Origin of the sequence: Cellvibrio chitinivorans (assembly GCF_035117775.1) — a bacterium.
In the GTDB taxonomy this organism is placed as follows: domain Bacteria; phylum Pseudomonadota; class Gammaproteobacteria; order Pseudomonadales; family Cellvibrionaceae; genus Cellvibrio; species Cellvibrio chitinivorans.
Window position 1 is genome coordinate 192,831 of sequence record NZ_JAYKKN010000004.1, and the last position, 15,015, is coordinate 207,845.

The following is a 15,015-nucleotide window of genomic DNA, read 5'->3' on the forward strand; positions in this document are numbered from 1 at the left end:
AAATACAAAACGTTGCAGTTAACCTAGCCACTCTACCATCGCTTGTTGCCACTTTGCGAACCGATGCTCTAGTTCTCGATTTTGCTGAGGAATAAATATCTCTTCGTTTATTAAGGGACTCCACGACTGCGGCAAACCCGCCGCCATACAAGCAGCGCCCTGCACTGTGGCATCAGTATTATCGCTGCGGTGAACTCTGGCTTGAGTAAGGTCAGCGATTTTTTGGCAGACGCTGTCGGATTTACTAAAGCCGCCGCTGATGATGATTTTTTCTGCTGCACCTAATTGATTCATCAATTGCACATTAACCACGATTTGGAAAATAACCGATTCAATCCATGCAAGGATTTTTTCGTTGGGCGATAGGTTGTTGCTAAATTGTGATTCAAGATCAGTTCGCCAGTAAGGTGCGCTTAGGCCGCCGACGGAATTTAGAAAATAGCAATCGCCAGTTGGATTCAAACCCAACGTGCTATCTATTTCTTGCGGGGTTATTTGCAAACCGGTTTGTTGCTGCATAAAACTGATAGCCGATGCAGCACCGTTTACGGTTGCCTCCCATGCGTAAAGTGATTTATGAACTTTTGTGCATTCAAATTCTTCTGCGTAGCAAGTTGGTGATGCGACTTCTATTTGTTCATTTATTGCAGCTGTATTTTCCGGCAGCCACAAAGGGCTAACTAATAAACCATCCGGCGCGTGCAAACTTTCGCTCAAGCGTTGGATAAAAGCACCGGTGCCGATATTGATGTAGACACTGCCCGCTTCTGGCATACCACGCGCAAACAGTGATGCGCCTTGGTCGCGTGCGCTCGTAGTGAATGGAATATTGTGATCGCCCAGAGAAAAACTGCCGAAGTCGCTGTTGTGATATCGGCAGTGCGGCAAAATTTCGCGCGGGATTTGAAATGCATCCAACAGCGATTGATCCCAATCATTGCGCTGCAAATTCCATAAGAGTGTGCGCTGGGCGTGACCGGGATCGACTAACGGCTGTCTATTGTTTGCAGAAAGGTTATCGCACAGATGCCAAAAAATATAACTGACGATTGGGCCAATGCTGAGGCAATTATTTTGCTGTGCTTGCGCGACTTTTTCACTGTATTCCAAACACCAGCGCATTTTGCTTGCGCCATAGTGTGGCGATAGGCGTAAGCCGGTTAGCTTTTGCACCTGCTCATTGGTGAGTGATGTTTGATATAGATAGGGTTCGCCGCGAATATCTTGCCAACTCAAGACCGGTGTTAAGGCTTCACCCGTTTGATTATTCCAGCACAGCAGTGATGAGCCCTGCCCTGCAAAACTTGCGGCTTTTATGCGGTTAATATCATCGCCATGCTGGTGCTGAATTTTTTGCAAACAGGTGCGAATGCCCGCAAGAATTTCTTCGCCATTTTGTTCGATATACGGATAAGGAGAATTTTCAACTTGGTGATGTTGCGTAGCGCAAGCCGCAGAGTAGCTACAGATGTGCTCACCAGAGCCGGTGTAAATTGCAATGCGTGTGCTTTGCCCGCCTTGATCTATGGCGAGAAATAAATCGGGGTTGTGCGTGGAGGATGTAGAGAGAAGATCGTTTGACATAGCACTTGCTCAATAAGGTTATTGAGCAAGTGTAGCGGGAATTTAATTCGCCTGTTTATTCCCTGAACTCTTTATTCACCAGATTGCGGATTAGGAATAAATCCACCGTAGGGGAATTGCGCGATTTTATCGCTGCCGCCTTTCACTTCGGTAATTTTTGCGGCGCCTTCTTTTTCTACTTCGTCGATGCGCACAATTGCGTGCATCGGAATATAGGAACGTTTTACGCCAGCAAATTCGGTTTTCAGTTTTTCTTCGGCGGGGTCGATCAACAAACCGCTGCGCTCGCCAAAGACAAACTCTTCAATTTCGATAAAACCGTACATTTCACTTTGGTAAATCGCCGAGCAAAAGACTTCGTAAACCTGACCCTGGTTGAGAAATATCACTTTATAAACGGGTTTAACTGCCATAAGACTCTCTTGGGGCTATCAATTACTAACAATCGTAGAACTCGTTCTGCGAGCAGGCTGCGCGCCTTCGCAAAGGGCGCGCAGGATACCACAGGTTACTTTCATTCTCGCCCCATCTGGCCAGTTTTCATACAGCCCAGTTAGTCGATTGTGTTATGACAAGGTTAATCGGCTGCGATATTCACTGGTGCCGCATGCTTGGCTGGCGCTTTCAAAAGCAGCAGCAAAGGCAGCGCAGCGATGGTCACCCACATCATCAATTGGAAATCCTGCAAGTAGGCCAGTGTTGCCGCCTGCCGCTGAACTTCGCTGTTGATTGCCATCAGACCTTGGGTGGTGGAGATATCCCAATGACCTGTCTCCCCCACTTTAGCCAACGCATGATTGTAGGGGTTGATGTAATCGGCAAAGGCGGCGTGGTTTTTCTGGATGTTTTGTTGCAACTCCGCCATCACCACCGAGATACCAATACTGCTACCGATATTGCGCGTAAGACTAAACAGCGCCGTACCCTCGTTGCGGTAGCGCCCTTCCAAACTGGCAAAGGCGATAGCGGACAGCGGCACGAAAATAAAGCCAAGACCAACACCCTGTACGACACTGGTACGGACAATATCCCACGCGGTAATGTCGGTATTGAACAGGGTCATCTCCCAGAGCGAGATAATTGTCAGCATCAAGCCAAAAAACACCTGATGACGGGGATCGACCTTACCTGCAAGTTTACCGACGAGCATCATCGAGAACATTACGCCCATACCACGCGGCGCCATCACCAAGCCGACATCTACCACCGGATAGCCCATGAGGTTCTGCAAAAACGGCGGCAAGAGCGCCATAGTCGCAAGCAGAATAATGCCCACCACAAACATAAAAATCAGTCCGATGGAAAAGTTGCGATCTTTAAAAATCGCCGGTTCGATAAACGGCTGCTTGTAGGTGAAGATGTGAGTGACAAACCAGTAAAAGCCCAAGCCCATCAAAATACATTCGGCGATGATTTCCGGGCTGTGAAACCAGTTCTGACTCTCGCCGCGGTCGAGCATCATTTGCAGCGCACCTATGCCCAAACTCAAAAACGCAAAACCGAGCAAATCGAAATGGCGGCTTTTGTTAATCGTCGTTTCTTTTACGCTGGCCATCACACCCAACCACGCCAGCAAACCTAGCGGCACATTGATGTAAAACACCCAGCGCCAGCTGTAATGCTCGGTTAACAAGCCGCCTAAGGTCGGCCCGAGAATCGGGCCAAGTACTACGCCCATCCCCCATACCGCCATTGCCTGACTGTGTTTTTCGCGGGGATAGGTATCCAGCAAAATCGATTGGGAAAGCGGCACCAAGGCCGCGCCGAACACACCTTGCAGCAAACGGAAAATCACTACCTGCGGCAGGTTTTGCGCAGCACCGCAGAGCATAGAGGTGATGGTAAAACCGGCGATTGACCAGAGCATCAAGCGCTTGCGCCCGAAGCGATCCGACAGAAAACCAGTCAGCGGCAAGAAAATCGCCGCCGCCACAATATAAGAGGTCAGTACCCAAGAGATCTGATCTTGCGTCGCCGACATGCTGCCCTGCATATGGGGCAAGGCAACGTTGGCGATGGTGGTATCCAGCGCCTGAATAATGGTCGCCAGCATCACCGAGGCGGTAATCAGAATCCGCTTATCGGCTGAAACGGGCGCCGTATCAATTACCGCTGCTGTATCTGTTGCTGACTGAGCCACTGGCTATCACCTTTATATAGCTACTCGTTAAATAGATAAACCAAGCAAGGAACGTTTGTAGCCGGTGTCGATTTCGATATCGGTACTCAAGCCTGCCTGCAACGCGGGCGCATTAATATTGGGCTTGATGCTGATACGTACTGGCACGCGCTGAGCAATTTTCACCCAGTTGCCTGTCGCATTTTGCGCAGGGATTACTGAAAACTCGGCGCCAGTAGCCGGACTAATACTTTGCACTTCACCCTCCCAAGCCACATCGGGATAGGTATCCACTTTCACTTTTACGGTTTGGCCGACACGCACGTGGGTTAAATCTGTCTCGATAAAATTCGCTTCAACCCACAGATTGGCATTGGCTACCAGTGACATAACCGCACTACCCTGAGCAATCACCTCACCCTCTTCTGGCGGCTTGGTCACTATGCCGTCTTTGGGCGCGGTGATGCTGGTGTAGTCCAGATTAAGCTGCGCTTGCTCAACTTCGGCCTGCGCCGCCTTATAACTGGGGTGCTGCTCCAGCGGCATTTCGGCATCGCCACCCAAGGTTTCGGCGATGCGTTTTAAATCGCGCTCAAGGGTGATCACCTGCTGATCATTGATGCGACGGGTATGGCTAACTTCGTCATAATCCGCCTTGGCCACCAGCTTGCGCGCGGCAAGATTTGCCTGACGCCTCTCTTCATTCGTAGCGTATTCACGGTTGGCGATGGCCAATTGCAGCTCGGATTGTTTCTCGACGTAGCTAGCGTGTAGCGCCGCAAGGTTGGTGCGCACCTCGGCCAGCTTGGCTTCAGCCTTGGCAAGCGCTACTTCATAGGGTTTGCGATCCAACACCAACAGCAATTGCCCGGCTTTGACCTGCTCGTTTTCAGCCACCAAACGCTCGGCTACCGCGCCGCCAACACGCGGGCGAATGCTGATCACATCAGCTTTGGTGTAGGCATTATCGGTAGTCGCGTAACGCCCGCCGGATAGATAAATAAACACGCCGACTAGCGCCACTATTGCCGGAACAACCACTAATAGAACAAAACGGCGTGGCTTAGGCGCAGTAACAGGTGCAGTAACTTCACTCATCTTCTTTTACCTCTGGCTGTGCGTCGCTATTGGAGTAAACGCCGCTCAAATCTTCTTTACTCAAGGATGTCAGGTTGTTGCGCAGGCGATTCAGCCCGGTAAACAGCGCCGTTTTTTCCTCCTCGCTAAAACCGGCCAAGGCGCGCGCCTCAAACGCGTGTGATGCTTCTTTAATCATGCGTACGATGGGCGTGGCCGCTGGGGTGAGATACAACTGAAAAGCGCGCCTGTCTTGTGGGTCAGGGCGACGCTCAACCCAGCCGGATTCCGCCAACTGATCCAATAAACGCGCAAGACTGATCGGCTGAATCTCCAGATAATCAGCCAAATCTACCTGCCGAATTCCCTGCCAGCGATAAACACCCAAGAGTGCACGCGCTTGCGCCAAGGTCAGGTTGTATCGCTCGAAATAACCCGCCGCGATACGGCGCGTCAGGCGCAGGTTATCGGTCAGTAAAAACCCCAAACTTTCCTGCTCGGGAATCGGTGGAGGTAACTCGTCGGTCACAACATGACTCATACATCATCCTCATTAACAGTTAAATATATAATATACACAGCTTACTAATTTACCAAAGACGACCTTGTTCTTTAAATGGCGCAAAAAGTGTTTTTTGGTTATGAAAGCATCAGTCTGGGTTGCGAGGATTAGCCGAGGATCAGCCCTGCATTAGCCGGAACCGGCCATAAACCGCTATACTGCGCGCCTTTTCCGTATTTCCAGTCGATATCCTTATGAACTTTGCCTCCCTCGGCCTAGCGCCAGAATTACTCCGCGCCGTCAAAACCATTGGCTACAAAACTCTGACTCCGGTTCAGGAACAGGCCATTCCCACCGCGCGCCGCGGTATAGATTTGCTCACTACCGCCCAAACCGGCACCGGCAAAACAGCGGCTTACAGCTTGCCGGTTTTGCAACAAATGCTGGAAAAGCCCAGAGGCACAGAGGCAGGTTTTGTGCGCACGCTTATCCTCGCGCCAACGCGCGAACTGGTAGAGCAGATCGCCAAGGCATTGCAGGAATTCGCGCAATTCACACCGTTTAAAATCGCCAGCATTTATGGCGGAGTGAAAGTCACCAGCCAAGGTGCCAAGTTGCGCGCGGGCGTAGACATACTTGTCGCCACTCCCGGCCGCTTGAAAGAACATGTCGAGCTGGAAAATGTGAGCCTAGCCAAAGTCGATTTTGTGGTACTGGATGAAGCCGACCGCATGTTGGATATGGGCTTTGTGGTTGATATACATGCCATCCTCACCAGCATTCCGCGCAAACATCAAACTCTGTTTTTCTCGGCCACTGGCTCACCGCTGGTGACCAACCTGTCCAAACAGGCGATGAATCGCCCTACCCTGATTACCGTCACCAAGCGCAATTCGGTTGCCGAGACTGTTGATCACGTACTTCACCCAGTCGATAGCGACCGCAAGTACGAGCTGTTTATCCATTTATTGCGCGAGCAAAACTGGTATCAAGTAATGGTCTTCAGCAGCACCCGCGAAGAAGCCGAGAATCTGGTCAAAGCATTGAAGTTCGACAAGGTGGATGCAGCGGTAATCCATAGCGAGAAAACCCAAGGTGCTCGCCGTCGTGCTTTGCAGGAATTTAAAGAAGGCAAACTGCAAGTACTGGTCGCAACCGAAGTAGCCGCGCGCGGCTTGGACATCCAAGGGTTGGATTACGTGGTCAATCTCGACCTACCTTTCTATACCGAAGACTATGTGCACCGCGTTGGCCGCACTGGTCGCGCCGGTAAAAAAGGTGTGGCGATTTCACTGGTTACACCAGCAGAGGAACACAAAATATCACTGATTGAGGATGTGATCGGCACCAAGATCAAACGCGAGAAAGTCAAAGGCTTTGAAGTGACCGAGCAGGTCGTCAAGGTAGTCAGCAAGCCCAAAAGCGGCCTATTAAAACTGGCAGAAAAGAAACCGGCGAAAAAATCCAAAGCGGGCGATCCAAAAAAATCGGCCTTTGCCAAGCCCGCAGGCAAAGCAAGCAAACCCAAACGCGCTGACTCTAAAGATGCTCGTCCCGCCAGTACACTTGGCAGATCGACTCGGCCGAAAAAGAAATAGTCCAGTCAACATACCCTCACCCCAGCCCTCTCCTGTTACAGGAGAAGGAGGCAAGAGGGCATAAAAAAGCCGCCCCTGGTTTCCCAAGGGCGGCTTTTTTATAACTAGAACAATGAATTAATCGTTTAGATCTTCATCATCATCCAGGCTGGCATCATCTTCTGCACGCGGCTTGCGAACGCCATGTGCAGCCAGAATCTCAACATAAAAACTATCGCCACCAGCGCTGGCAACTTCATCCATCTTTTTGGTGAGTTCGGCCAAGCGAACCACCTCAGCAGTTGCTTCAGTAGCGCCAAACTTGCAGTCAAATGCCCAGAAATCCACACCTTTTGGCAAGGTTTTGCCGCGCTCACGCTTTACGTATTTGCGCACCTCGTGCTTGATGGCTTCCAGTAAGCGGTCGGGATTCTTACCTTCAATATGCAGTTTGAACGTCTTTTTCATGGTTTACCTATCGAGTAATAAAGTCGGCAGCAGCATTCAGAGGCTGGTGCGCGGGCGCGCATCTTACCACGAGCATCTTGCCGCCGCTGCTGGCAGCCGCCTTTTCTATAGGCTTTACCCCGTAAGATGGCTATAATGCGCGCCTATTTTTCTGCGCGTTTTTTAATCAACTGATTAGCAAGCCGCATATATCCTCAGCGAAAGTTCAAGCAGGTAGTAGTTCGATGTCCACCACTGAAGCGCCGATCAAAAAGCTCTATATCAAAACCCATGGCTGCCAGATGAATGAATACGATTCATCGCGCATGAAGGATTTGCTGGGCGAATCGCACAATATGGTGCCAACCGAAGACCCGGAAGACGCCGATGTCATCCTGATCAACACCTGTTCTATCCGCGAAAAAGCGCAGGAAAAGCTGTTCCATGAATTGGGACGCTGGAAAAACCTGAAAAAGAAAAACCCTGATCTGGTGATCGGCGTAGGTGGCTGCGTAGCCAGTCAGGAAGGCGCGGCTATTGCCGAACGCGCACCCTATGTCGATTTGATTTTTGGCCCGCAGACTCTGCATCGCCTGCCGGAAATGATGGAAACCAAGAAGAACAACGGCGTTGTCGTTGTCGATGTGAGCTTTCCCGAGATCGAAAAATTCGACAATTTGCCGCAGCCAGACGCCGATGGTGTAAGTGCGTTTGTATCCATCATGGAAGGCTGCTCCAAATACTGTACTTTCTGTGTGGTGCCCTACACTCGCGGTGAAGAAGTCAGCCGCCCGGTTGCCGATGTGATGGCCGAAATTCTGCACTTGGCGCAACAAGGTGTGCGCGAAGTAAACCTGCTGGGCCAAAACGTTAACGCCTATCGCGGTGAAGCGACCGACGGCACTGTGGTTGATCTCGCAGAATTGATTACTTACGTCGCCGCAGTAGACGGTATCGACCGCATTCGCTTCACCACATCGCATCCAGTCGAATTTACTGATTCGCTGATCGAGGTTTACAACCAGGTACCTGAATTGGTGAGCCACTTGCATCTGCCAGTACAAAGCGGTTCCGACCGTATTTTGATGGCAATGAAGCGCGGCCATACAGCGCTTGAATACAAATCAAAACTGCGCCGCATTAAAAAGAATCGTCCGAATATTAGTTTCTCATCTGACTTTATCATCGGCTTCCCCGGTGAAACCGATGCGGATTTTGAAGCGACTATGAAACTGATTCACGATATGGATTTTGATACATCCTACAGTTTCATTTACAGCGCTCGCCCAGGAACACCTGCGGCAGACTTCCCCGATGACACACCAGAGGAAGTGAAAAAACAGCGCCTCGCTATTTTGCAAGATCGTATCACCCAGCAAGCTATGGCGATTAGCCGCCGCATGGTCGGCAATACCGAGCGTATTTTGGTGAACGGATATTCCAAAAAAGACCCAGGGCAATTGTGTGGCCGCACCGAAAATAACCGCGTAGTGAATTTCCGCTGCGACAATGCTGACCTGATCGGAAAGTTTGCTGACATTCTTATCGAAGAAGCACTCACCAATTCCTTGCGCGGCACATTGATAAGCTCTGAATTGGACGCAGACTGGATTTAATAATTTTCTAGAAATTGCACTGAAATAAAAAATCCCGGTAGTGGCGCATTTTTAAAACGCATCCACTACCGGGATTTTTTATGGGCAGAACTTTAGTCAAAAAACTCCTTTAGTTAAAAACTAACAGTTCTCATCAGATACTTTTTCACAAGCATCCTCAATTCCATCCTTGATTTCATCGCCCGCATCATCCAATTTGTCGCGAGTTTTATCAAGCGCCTCATCAACATTTTCACCCATCTTTTCCGCAGATCCATCGTTGGAGTCGCAGGCAGCCAAGGGCACAGCTAACAAAGCGATGATAAACATACGTTGTAGTAAATTCATAAAAACTCCTTATCTGTTTTATAACAACATAAGTTATATAGCGTATTCCGTGCCAAAATTGCAAAACGCCGTATTAGCGCGGATGCAGACTTCTAACATTAATATTTAGGAAAAATAACTCACTCTATTTTGTATTTTTTACAAAGTCATACACCAGAAGCTATCATTTGCCAGATTAAGCTAATATCTCCTCAAGTTGTGCGAGTGAAACAGGCTTTAACAAACTTGCAGTCACACCACACTCCGCAGCCCGCAGCGGGTTGACTGCCTCACCGCTTGCAATAATGATTCGTAATTCCGGCTTCATTTTATGGATAAGCTCAGCGCAGTCATAACCGTTCATATCCGGTAAATGTAAATCGATCAATACAGTGTCCGGATTATGTTGCTCGATTGCACTTAAAGCCGCAGTTGCATATTGCGTGCTAAATACTTGCCACCCAATCAAAGTCAACAATCCTTCCATTGCAGCTAAGGCATCAGGGTCATCCTCTACTACTAATATGGATTTGGTTTGCTGGATCACTGGCTGCTCATTTTTAGCGGGTGATAAAAAGCGTGATAGGCAGTTGTAGAGTCTGGTCTGATCTAAAGGTTTGCTCAGATAGGCCGTAAACCCCGCCTCAAAACAACGATCCATATCGCCTTTCATATGCGCTGCAGTCAATGCGATCAGGGGGCGAGTAAACCCCTGATAACGCAATTGCTGTGCTGCTTGATATCCATCCATTACCGGCATATGGATATCCATCAAAATTAAATCGAATACTTTGCCTGAATGATGCTCAGCATTCACGATTCGAATTGCGTCGGCACCGTCGGAGGCATATACAACCTCTACTCCAGTAAGCTGTACAAACTGACCGATCAGCGTGCGTATATCGCGTAGGTCATCGACCACTAAAACACGGCCGGCAAAGCGCGGCACAGTTATATTCAGCTCAGCTGGATTATCAAAATTTAATGCGAGAATTTCTGCTTCCGAACATTCGAGATAATCCAACGGCAAGGTAAAACTGAATTGACTTCCGACACCGACCTCACTGCTGACCTCAATATCACCACCAAGTCGCTCAACCAATTCCTTACTGATCGTTAAGCCCAATCCAGTACCCGCACGTGGATGAATCTGCGCATTTTTTGATTGCACAAACGGCTCAAAAATAACTTTCAACGTTTCAGCGCAAATGCCTATTCCAGAATCTTGAACACAGAACCAAATATGTTTTTTATCCTGCCGTTCTGTTAACTCTATTTTTAGCACCACCACACCTTCGCGCGTGAATTTGATCGCGTTGCCCATCAAATTTAATAAAATTTGTCGCAATCGCATCTGATCACTGTAAATCACAACGGGTAAAGCATATGGAGCCTCAATACGCAGCTGCAAATTTTTATCAGCCGCTGCGCCCTGCATCAGAAAATAAATATCGGTAATAAATGCAGACAGGGAGATAGGTTGCCTTTCAAGTTCCAGCTTGCCTGCTTCTATCTTGGACAAATCCAAAATGTCATTGAGCAAACCGAGAAGATGACGGCCATTGCGATGCACAACGCGCAAGTGTGATGCGTTTTCTGCATCATTGCTTTTATTTAGCAGTAGCTCGGTGAACCCCAAAATAGCAGATAGAGGCGTACGTAACTCATGACTGAGGTGAGCAAGAAATTCACTCTTGGAGCGGTTTTCTGCCTCAGCTTTAAGGCGCTCAACACGCTCACGTTCGACTTCACGCCGAGCCAACGCATAACGAATAGAGCGTGCCAACTGCTCAGCACTTAAATTTGATTTAACCAAATAATCAACAGCACCCGCTCGCAGCGCTTGCCGATCAATTTCTATCTGGTGCATCCCTGTTAGCAGAATAACCGGCCCAGAAAAACCAAGCTGACTGGTAAGTTTCAATAACTCAATACCATCGCGTGCACCCAGCTTATAATCCATCAAACACAGATCGTGTCTGTTTTCAGCCAATAGAATCTGGCCTTGCTCGTAAGTTGAAGCCCAATCCAAAACACAACTGTTACTGATTTCATCCAGCAAATCTTTTACCAGAAAAAAATCATCCTCATCATCCTCAATGATTAATAATTTTACGTTCTGCATATCAGTTTCTGCTGTTTGGTTTTATGGCAACTCTACAAATTCAACCCAGTATTTTCCCAAGGTACGCATCAATTCAACCAACGCATCAAATGTCACTGGCTTGGAGATATAGGAAGCTGCACCCAAATCATATCCCTTAACCATATCTGCCTCAGCTTTTGAGGTTGTTAGAATAACAACAGGGATACGGCGCAAATTCGGATCAGATTTCATTTCTGCCAGTGCTTCACGCCCATCCATTTTTGGCATATTTAAATCCAATAAAACCAAACCTGGCATCGGATATAAATCACGGTTTTCAAAATCACCAATACCGCGCAAATAATTCAGCAACTGCACTCCATCTTCAACAAAGTGCAGCTCATTCAGGACGCGGCTTTCATGCATTGCCTCTTTTGCCAACAAACGATCATCGGCGTCATCATCGGCCATCAATATAGTTAATGTTTTTGTGGAAACATTCATACAGTACTTCCTTAAATTGCTGAAATAGCGACTTCAACCTGCTATGAAGCATCTGCAAGAAGGTCAGCCAAAGGTTCTAATACCACTTGTTCCATAGGCATATAAATTGTGAATACTGCCCCTTCACCCGGTTCACTTTGAGCACTAATAGTACCACCGTGTCGCTCAACAATTTTGCGGCACAGCGCCAACCCAATACCGGTACCAGAATATTCGTCACGTCCATGCAAACGCTGAAATAAGCTGAAGACTCGCTCAGCATATTGCGCCTCGAACCCAATCCCCTGATCAGCAAAACGCAAACAGCACCAAGGTCGATTATCATCCACAATAGGTGAAACAACATTTTTTTCACAGGTAATGGTTACAATAGGTCGCACGCCGGGCCGGTGAAACTTTAAACTATTGGAGACCAAATTCATAAAGACCTGTGCAATTTGGGACTCATCTGCATCGATCACAGGAAGCGGATCAATATGCACTTGGGCACCGGCCTCCTCGATAGCATAATCAAGATCCCCCATGACCCCCTGAATAACTTTATCCAGATCAACACGCACAAAAGGTCGTTGTTTTGTAGTCACGCGAGAAAAACTTAACAAGTCATCAATTAATGCCGACATACGTTGCGATGCAGCTTGCATACGCGTCACATAATCAGCGCCCGTTTCGCCAAGTTCTAAAGCAAATTTTTTCTGTAATCTATCACCAAAGGCACGAATTTTTCGCAAAGGCTCCTGCAAATCATGTGATGCTACAAAAGCAAACTCCTCAAGCTCTCTATTACTTCTCTGCAACTCCTCAGAAAATTGCAATAACGCCTGAGTGCGAACGTCGACCTTTTCTTCCAACTCGGCATTAGCAATAGCCAATGCTGAGTTTAATTCCGCCACCTTTGTCGCATTACGATAAAATGCATAAAAAACACCAAGAGACAAAAGCAAACCAATACCATTTGCGAGCATCAACGCAACCAAAATAAACTGCCTATTTTCAGCGGCTATAGCTTTATTTTTCTCCAGCAATGAAAACTCTTCACTCTCCATTTCCAATAACAATTGTGAAATGGCTCGCATTATTTCGATGCCTTCATCCGTTTTAACCTGACGTATGGCTGCGCGAACCTCGTCTCTATCGGTTAACAAGACAATCCGTTGCATCTCATCAATTTTTTTACGGACATAAAGATACAAAAGGGAAAACCTTTCTTTTTGCTGTGTCAATGAAGCAGTTGAATCACCCAGCTGCATTAACAACTCATCAACCACAACAAGTGTTTGATGATACGGCTGTAAATAATTAGTATCCTCTGTCAGCAAATAACCACGCTGACTTGACTCGGCAGCAGCTAACTCTTTATTCAAATTTTTAATTAAATTGATTGTTTGCAATGTGTTATTAATATCGACATTGTTTTTCGTAATAACATCAATTGAACGATATGTTAATACAGCACTCACTGTAAAAAATGTAATTGCAGCTGAAAGCGCCATTATCCAAACGGAGCTAGGAAGACGATTAATCAGATAGCGATCAAATAAATTGTTACCCTCTCCTACATGACCGCTCACCGATCACCACCCTCAACCTCGTCCTTCTTGACACATGACGCATTAGCGCCTTGTAAAGCCTCAAGTAATTGACTACATTTTTTACATTCAGCCAAAATAATATCGAAAACATTAATTGCTTTACGAATATCCCCTGTCCGTTCAAGCGTTAACTTTCCAAGCTCCGCATTAATTGAAATAGTGTTTAACGGATTTCGCAAATCATGTACCAATTGGTTTTTTTCTAATTCCACTTTTATCTCCTAAAGCTCAACATTTCCGTAACTATTTAGTCGGTTATAAAGTGTTTTTAAGCTGATCCCAAGAATGTCTGCCGCCTGCTTTTTATCCCCCTCAAAATGCTCAAGAGTTGACTCTATTAACTCTCGCTCAACCTCTTCCACTGTTTTGCCAACACGAATTCCAGCTTGCGAGTTCTGCGCAATTTTTGAGAAAGGCGATGAAAGATTTTCCGGCAAAACCAGAATTTTTTTCTGCTGATCCGCCATGATGTAAGATCTGTGTATTGCATGACGTAATTCGCGAACATTGCCCGGCCAGTCATAATCCATGAGACGCTTCATAGTTGCATCATCTACCGCAATATCAGCACCGTACTCTTCGTTAAACGTCTCCAGGAAATAATGAACTAGAAGCGGAATATCAGACTTTCTTGCACGCAAAGGTGGCACATGAATTGGAAATACCGCCAACCTAAAATATAAATCTTCCCGCAAGCAATTTTGGGTTGCTATTTCTTGCTCAGTACGATTAGTTGCTGAGACAACTCTTCCTTCAATATCAACACCTGTTGTTGACCCCAAACGAACAACTTTTTGGGTTTCAAGCACGCGGAGCAAATTCGGCTGAAGATCAATCGGCATTTCGGTGATTTCATCCAAGAATAATGTTCCCTTATTTGCCTGCTCAAAAACTCCGATTTTTCGATGTGTCGCACCAGTGAAGGCTCCTTTTTCGTGACCAAACAATTCACTATTAATTAGCTCGCGTGAAAAAGCACCGCAGTTAGCAGCGACATAATCACCCTCCACATTGCTAGCATAGTGAATCGCCGAAGCGACCATCTCCTTTCCTACGCCACTTTCACCCAACAGCATTACATTGGCTTTAGTTGTAGCAACGCGATCAATCATTTCATACAAATGTTGCATAGGAGCAGACTCACCAACCAAGCAATTGAAATGAACACTAATCGCAGAAGAGGATTTAACGGCAGTTAGTTTTTTCTCGGTAAAAATTGCTTCCAATTGCTGCAAATCAATAGGCTTAATCAAATAGCTAATATTTGAACCATACAAATTTTTAACAATGGTTTTAACCGACGGATGACCGGTGATGAGGGTAATTTTGGTAGTTTCTTTAGCAGGAATAGCTTCTAATAAATGCAGACCACTACCATCAGGAAGAATTAAATCGAGTATTACATGCGTGTAGGTATTATTAGCAATTAATTCACGTGCATGAGAAACTGATTCTGCAGCAGCTACCTTATGTCCTAGTAAACTCAGTAACTGCACTGTTGCATCTAAAAACCGCTTGTCATCATCAACCAGTAGTACATTAGCCACGTTCAATTCCTCATGTTAGCTAGCGAATATCGAACGGATTCTAGCACCAATCAGACGA

Annotated in this window: 14 protein-coding genes; 2 read left to right on the top strand and 12 right to left on the bottom strand. The window is 47.1% G+C overall.

What is annotated here, in order from left to right:
* Nucleotides 1–18: 18 nt before the first annotated feature.
* From SPL68_RS12770 to SPL68_RS12790, 5 genes are all read right to left on the bottom strand, one after another.
* On the bottom strand, nt 19–1,584 hold the full coding sequence (locus tag SPL68_RS12770) for an FGGY family carbohydrate kinase (protein ID WP_323815550.1): 1,566 nt from the start codon (nt 1,582–1,584) through the stop codon (nt 19–21).
* Between the two features lie 71 nt (nt 1,585–1,655).
* Nucleotides 1,656–1,997, bottom strand: a complete 342-nt coding sequence (locus SPL68_RS12775; protein ID WP_323815551.1) for a DUF1820 family protein — start codon at nt 1,995–1,997, stop codon at nt 1,656–1,658.
* A 164-nt stretch (nt 1,998–2,161) separates the two neighbouring features.
* A complete protein-coding gene (locus SPL68_RS12780; RefSeq protein WP_323815552.1) occupies nt 2,162–3,724 on the bottom strand; it encodes a DHA2 family efflux MFS transporter permease subunit in 1,563 nt (520 codons plus the stop codon).
* A 27-nt stretch (nt 3,725–3,751) separates the two neighbouring features.
* Nucleotides 3,752–4,801: an HlyD family secretion protein gene (locus SPL68_RS12785; protein ID WP_323815553.1), complete on the bottom strand. Its 1,050-nt coding sequence runs from the start codon at nt 4,799–4,801 to the stop codon at nt 3,752–3,754.
* On the bottom strand, nt 4,794–5,321 hold the full coding sequence (locus SPL68_RS12790; RefSeq protein ID WP_323815554.1) for a MarR family winged helix-turn-helix transcriptional regulator: 528 nt from the start codon (nt 5,319–5,321) through the stop codon (nt 4,794–4,796). Before SPL68_RS12790 ends, SPL68_RS12785 begins: the two co-directional genes overlap by 8 nt.
* Before the next feature lie 215 nt (nt 5,322–5,536).
* Here SPL68_RS12790 and SPL68_RS12795 point away from each other — a divergent pair, with 215 nt between their 5' ends.
* Entirely contained in the window at nt 5,537–6,880 is a 1,344-nt protein-coding gene (locus SPL68_RS12795) for a DEAD/DEAH box helicase (RefSeq protein WP_323815555.1), read from the top strand.
* A 117-nt stretch (nt 6,881–6,997) separates the two neighbouring features.
* Here SPL68_RS12795 and SPL68_RS12800 read toward each other — a convergent pair whose 3' ends face one another.
* Nucleotides 6,998–7,327 (bottom strand): DUF6172 family protein, encoded by a 330-nt coding sequence (locus SPL68_RS12800; protein WP_323815556.1) that lies wholly within the window; start codon nt 7,325–7,327, stop codon nt 6,998–7,000.
* A gap of 224 nt (nt 7,328–7,551) precedes the next feature.
* On the opposite strand from SPL68_RS12800, the gene miaB reads away from it, so the two are divergent.
* Entirely contained in the window at nt 7,552–8,922 is a 1,371-nt protein-coding gene (miaB, locus tag SPL68_RS12805) for a tRNA (N6-isopentenyl adenosine(37)-C2)-methylthiotransferase MiaB (RefSeq protein WP_323815557.1), read from the top strand.
* A gap of 120 nt (nt 8,923–9,042) precedes the next feature.
* Here the strand turns inward: miaB and SPL68_RS12810 are convergent, their stop codons facing one another.
* The 6 genes from SPL68_RS12810 to SPL68_RS12835 form a co-directional block, all read right to left on the bottom strand.
* Nucleotides 9,043–9,249, bottom strand: coding sequence for a hypothetical protein (locus SPL68_RS12810; RefSeq protein ID WP_323815558.1), 207 nt, complete (start codon nt 9,247–9,249; stop codon nt 9,043–9,045).
* Between the two features lie 175 nt (nt 9,250–9,424).
* Nucleotides 9,425–11,353 (bottom strand): response regulator, encoded by a 1,929-nt coding sequence (locus SPL68_RS12815; protein ID WP_323815559.1) that lies wholly within the window; start codon nt 11,351–11,353, stop codon nt 9,425–9,427.
* Nucleotides 11,354–11,374: 21 nt separating this feature from the next.
* Nucleotides 11,375–11,818, bottom strand: a complete 444-nt coding sequence (locus tag SPL68_RS12820) for a response regulator (RefSeq protein WP_323815560.1) — start codon at nt 11,816–11,818, stop codon at nt 11,375–11,377.
* Nucleotides 11,819–11,859: 41 nt separating this feature from the next.
* Nucleotides 11,860–13,389 carry a sensor histidine kinase gene (locus SPL68_RS12825; protein WP_323815561.1) on the bottom strand — a complete coding sequence of 510 codons (1,530 nt, stop codon included), beginning with the start codon at nt 13,387–13,389 and terminating at the stop codon, nt 11,860–11,862.
* Entirely contained in the window at nt 13,386–13,622 is a 237-nt protein-coding gene (locus tag SPL68_RS12830; protein ID WP_323815562.1) for a histidine kinase dimerization/phospho-acceptor domain-containing protein, read from the bottom strand. Before SPL68_RS12830 ends, SPL68_RS12825 begins: the two co-directional genes overlap by 4 nt.
* 9 nt (nt 13,623–13,631) lie before the next feature.
* Complete coding sequence (locus tag SPL68_RS12835) at nt 13,632–14,957, bottom strand: sigma-54-dependent transcriptional regulator (RefSeq protein ID WP_323815563.1); 1,326 nt, start codon at nt 14,955–14,957, stop codon at nt 13,632–13,634.
* Nucleotides 14,958–15,015 lie beyond the last annotated feature (58 nt).

Coding starts and splice junctions, on each gene's coding strand:
- SPL68_RS12770 (WP_323815550.1), bottom strand. CDS start 1,584: ATGTCAAACGATCTTCTCTCTACATCCTCCACGCACAACCCCGATTTA.
- SPL68_RS12775 (WP_323815551.1), bottom strand. CDS start 1,997: ATGGCAGTTAAACCCGTTTATAAAGTGATATTTCTCAACCAGGGTCAG.
- SPL68_RS12785 (WP_323815553.1), bottom strand. CDS start 4,801: ATGAGTGAAGTTACTGCACCTGTTACTGCGCCTAAGCCACGCCGTTTT.
- SPL68_RS12790 (WP_323815554.1), bottom strand. CDS start 5,321: ATGAGTCATGTTGTGACCGACGAGTTACCTCCACCGATTCCCGAGCAG.
- SPL68_RS12795 (WP_323815555.1), top strand. CDS start 5,537: ATGAACTTTGCCTCCCTCGGCCTAGCGCCAGAATTACTCCGCGCCGTC.
- SPL68_RS12800 (WP_323815556.1), bottom strand. CDS start 7,327: ATGAAAAAGACGTTCAAACTGCATATTGAAGGTAAGAATCCCGACCGC.
- miaB (WP_323815557.1), top strand. CDS start 7,552: ATGTCCACCACTGAAGCGCCGATCAAAAAGCTCTATATCAAAACCCAT.
- SPL68_RS12810 (WP_323815558.1), bottom strand. CDS start 9,249: ATGAATTTACTACAACGTATGTTTATCATCGCTTTGTTAGCTGTGCCC.
- SPL68_RS12815 (WP_323815559.1), bottom strand. CDS start 11,353: ATGCAGAACGTAAAATTATTAATCATTGAGGATGATGAGGATGATTTT.
- SPL68_RS12820 (WP_323815560.1), bottom strand. CDS start 11,818: ATGAATGTTTCCACAAAAACATTAACTATATTGATGGCCGATGATGAC.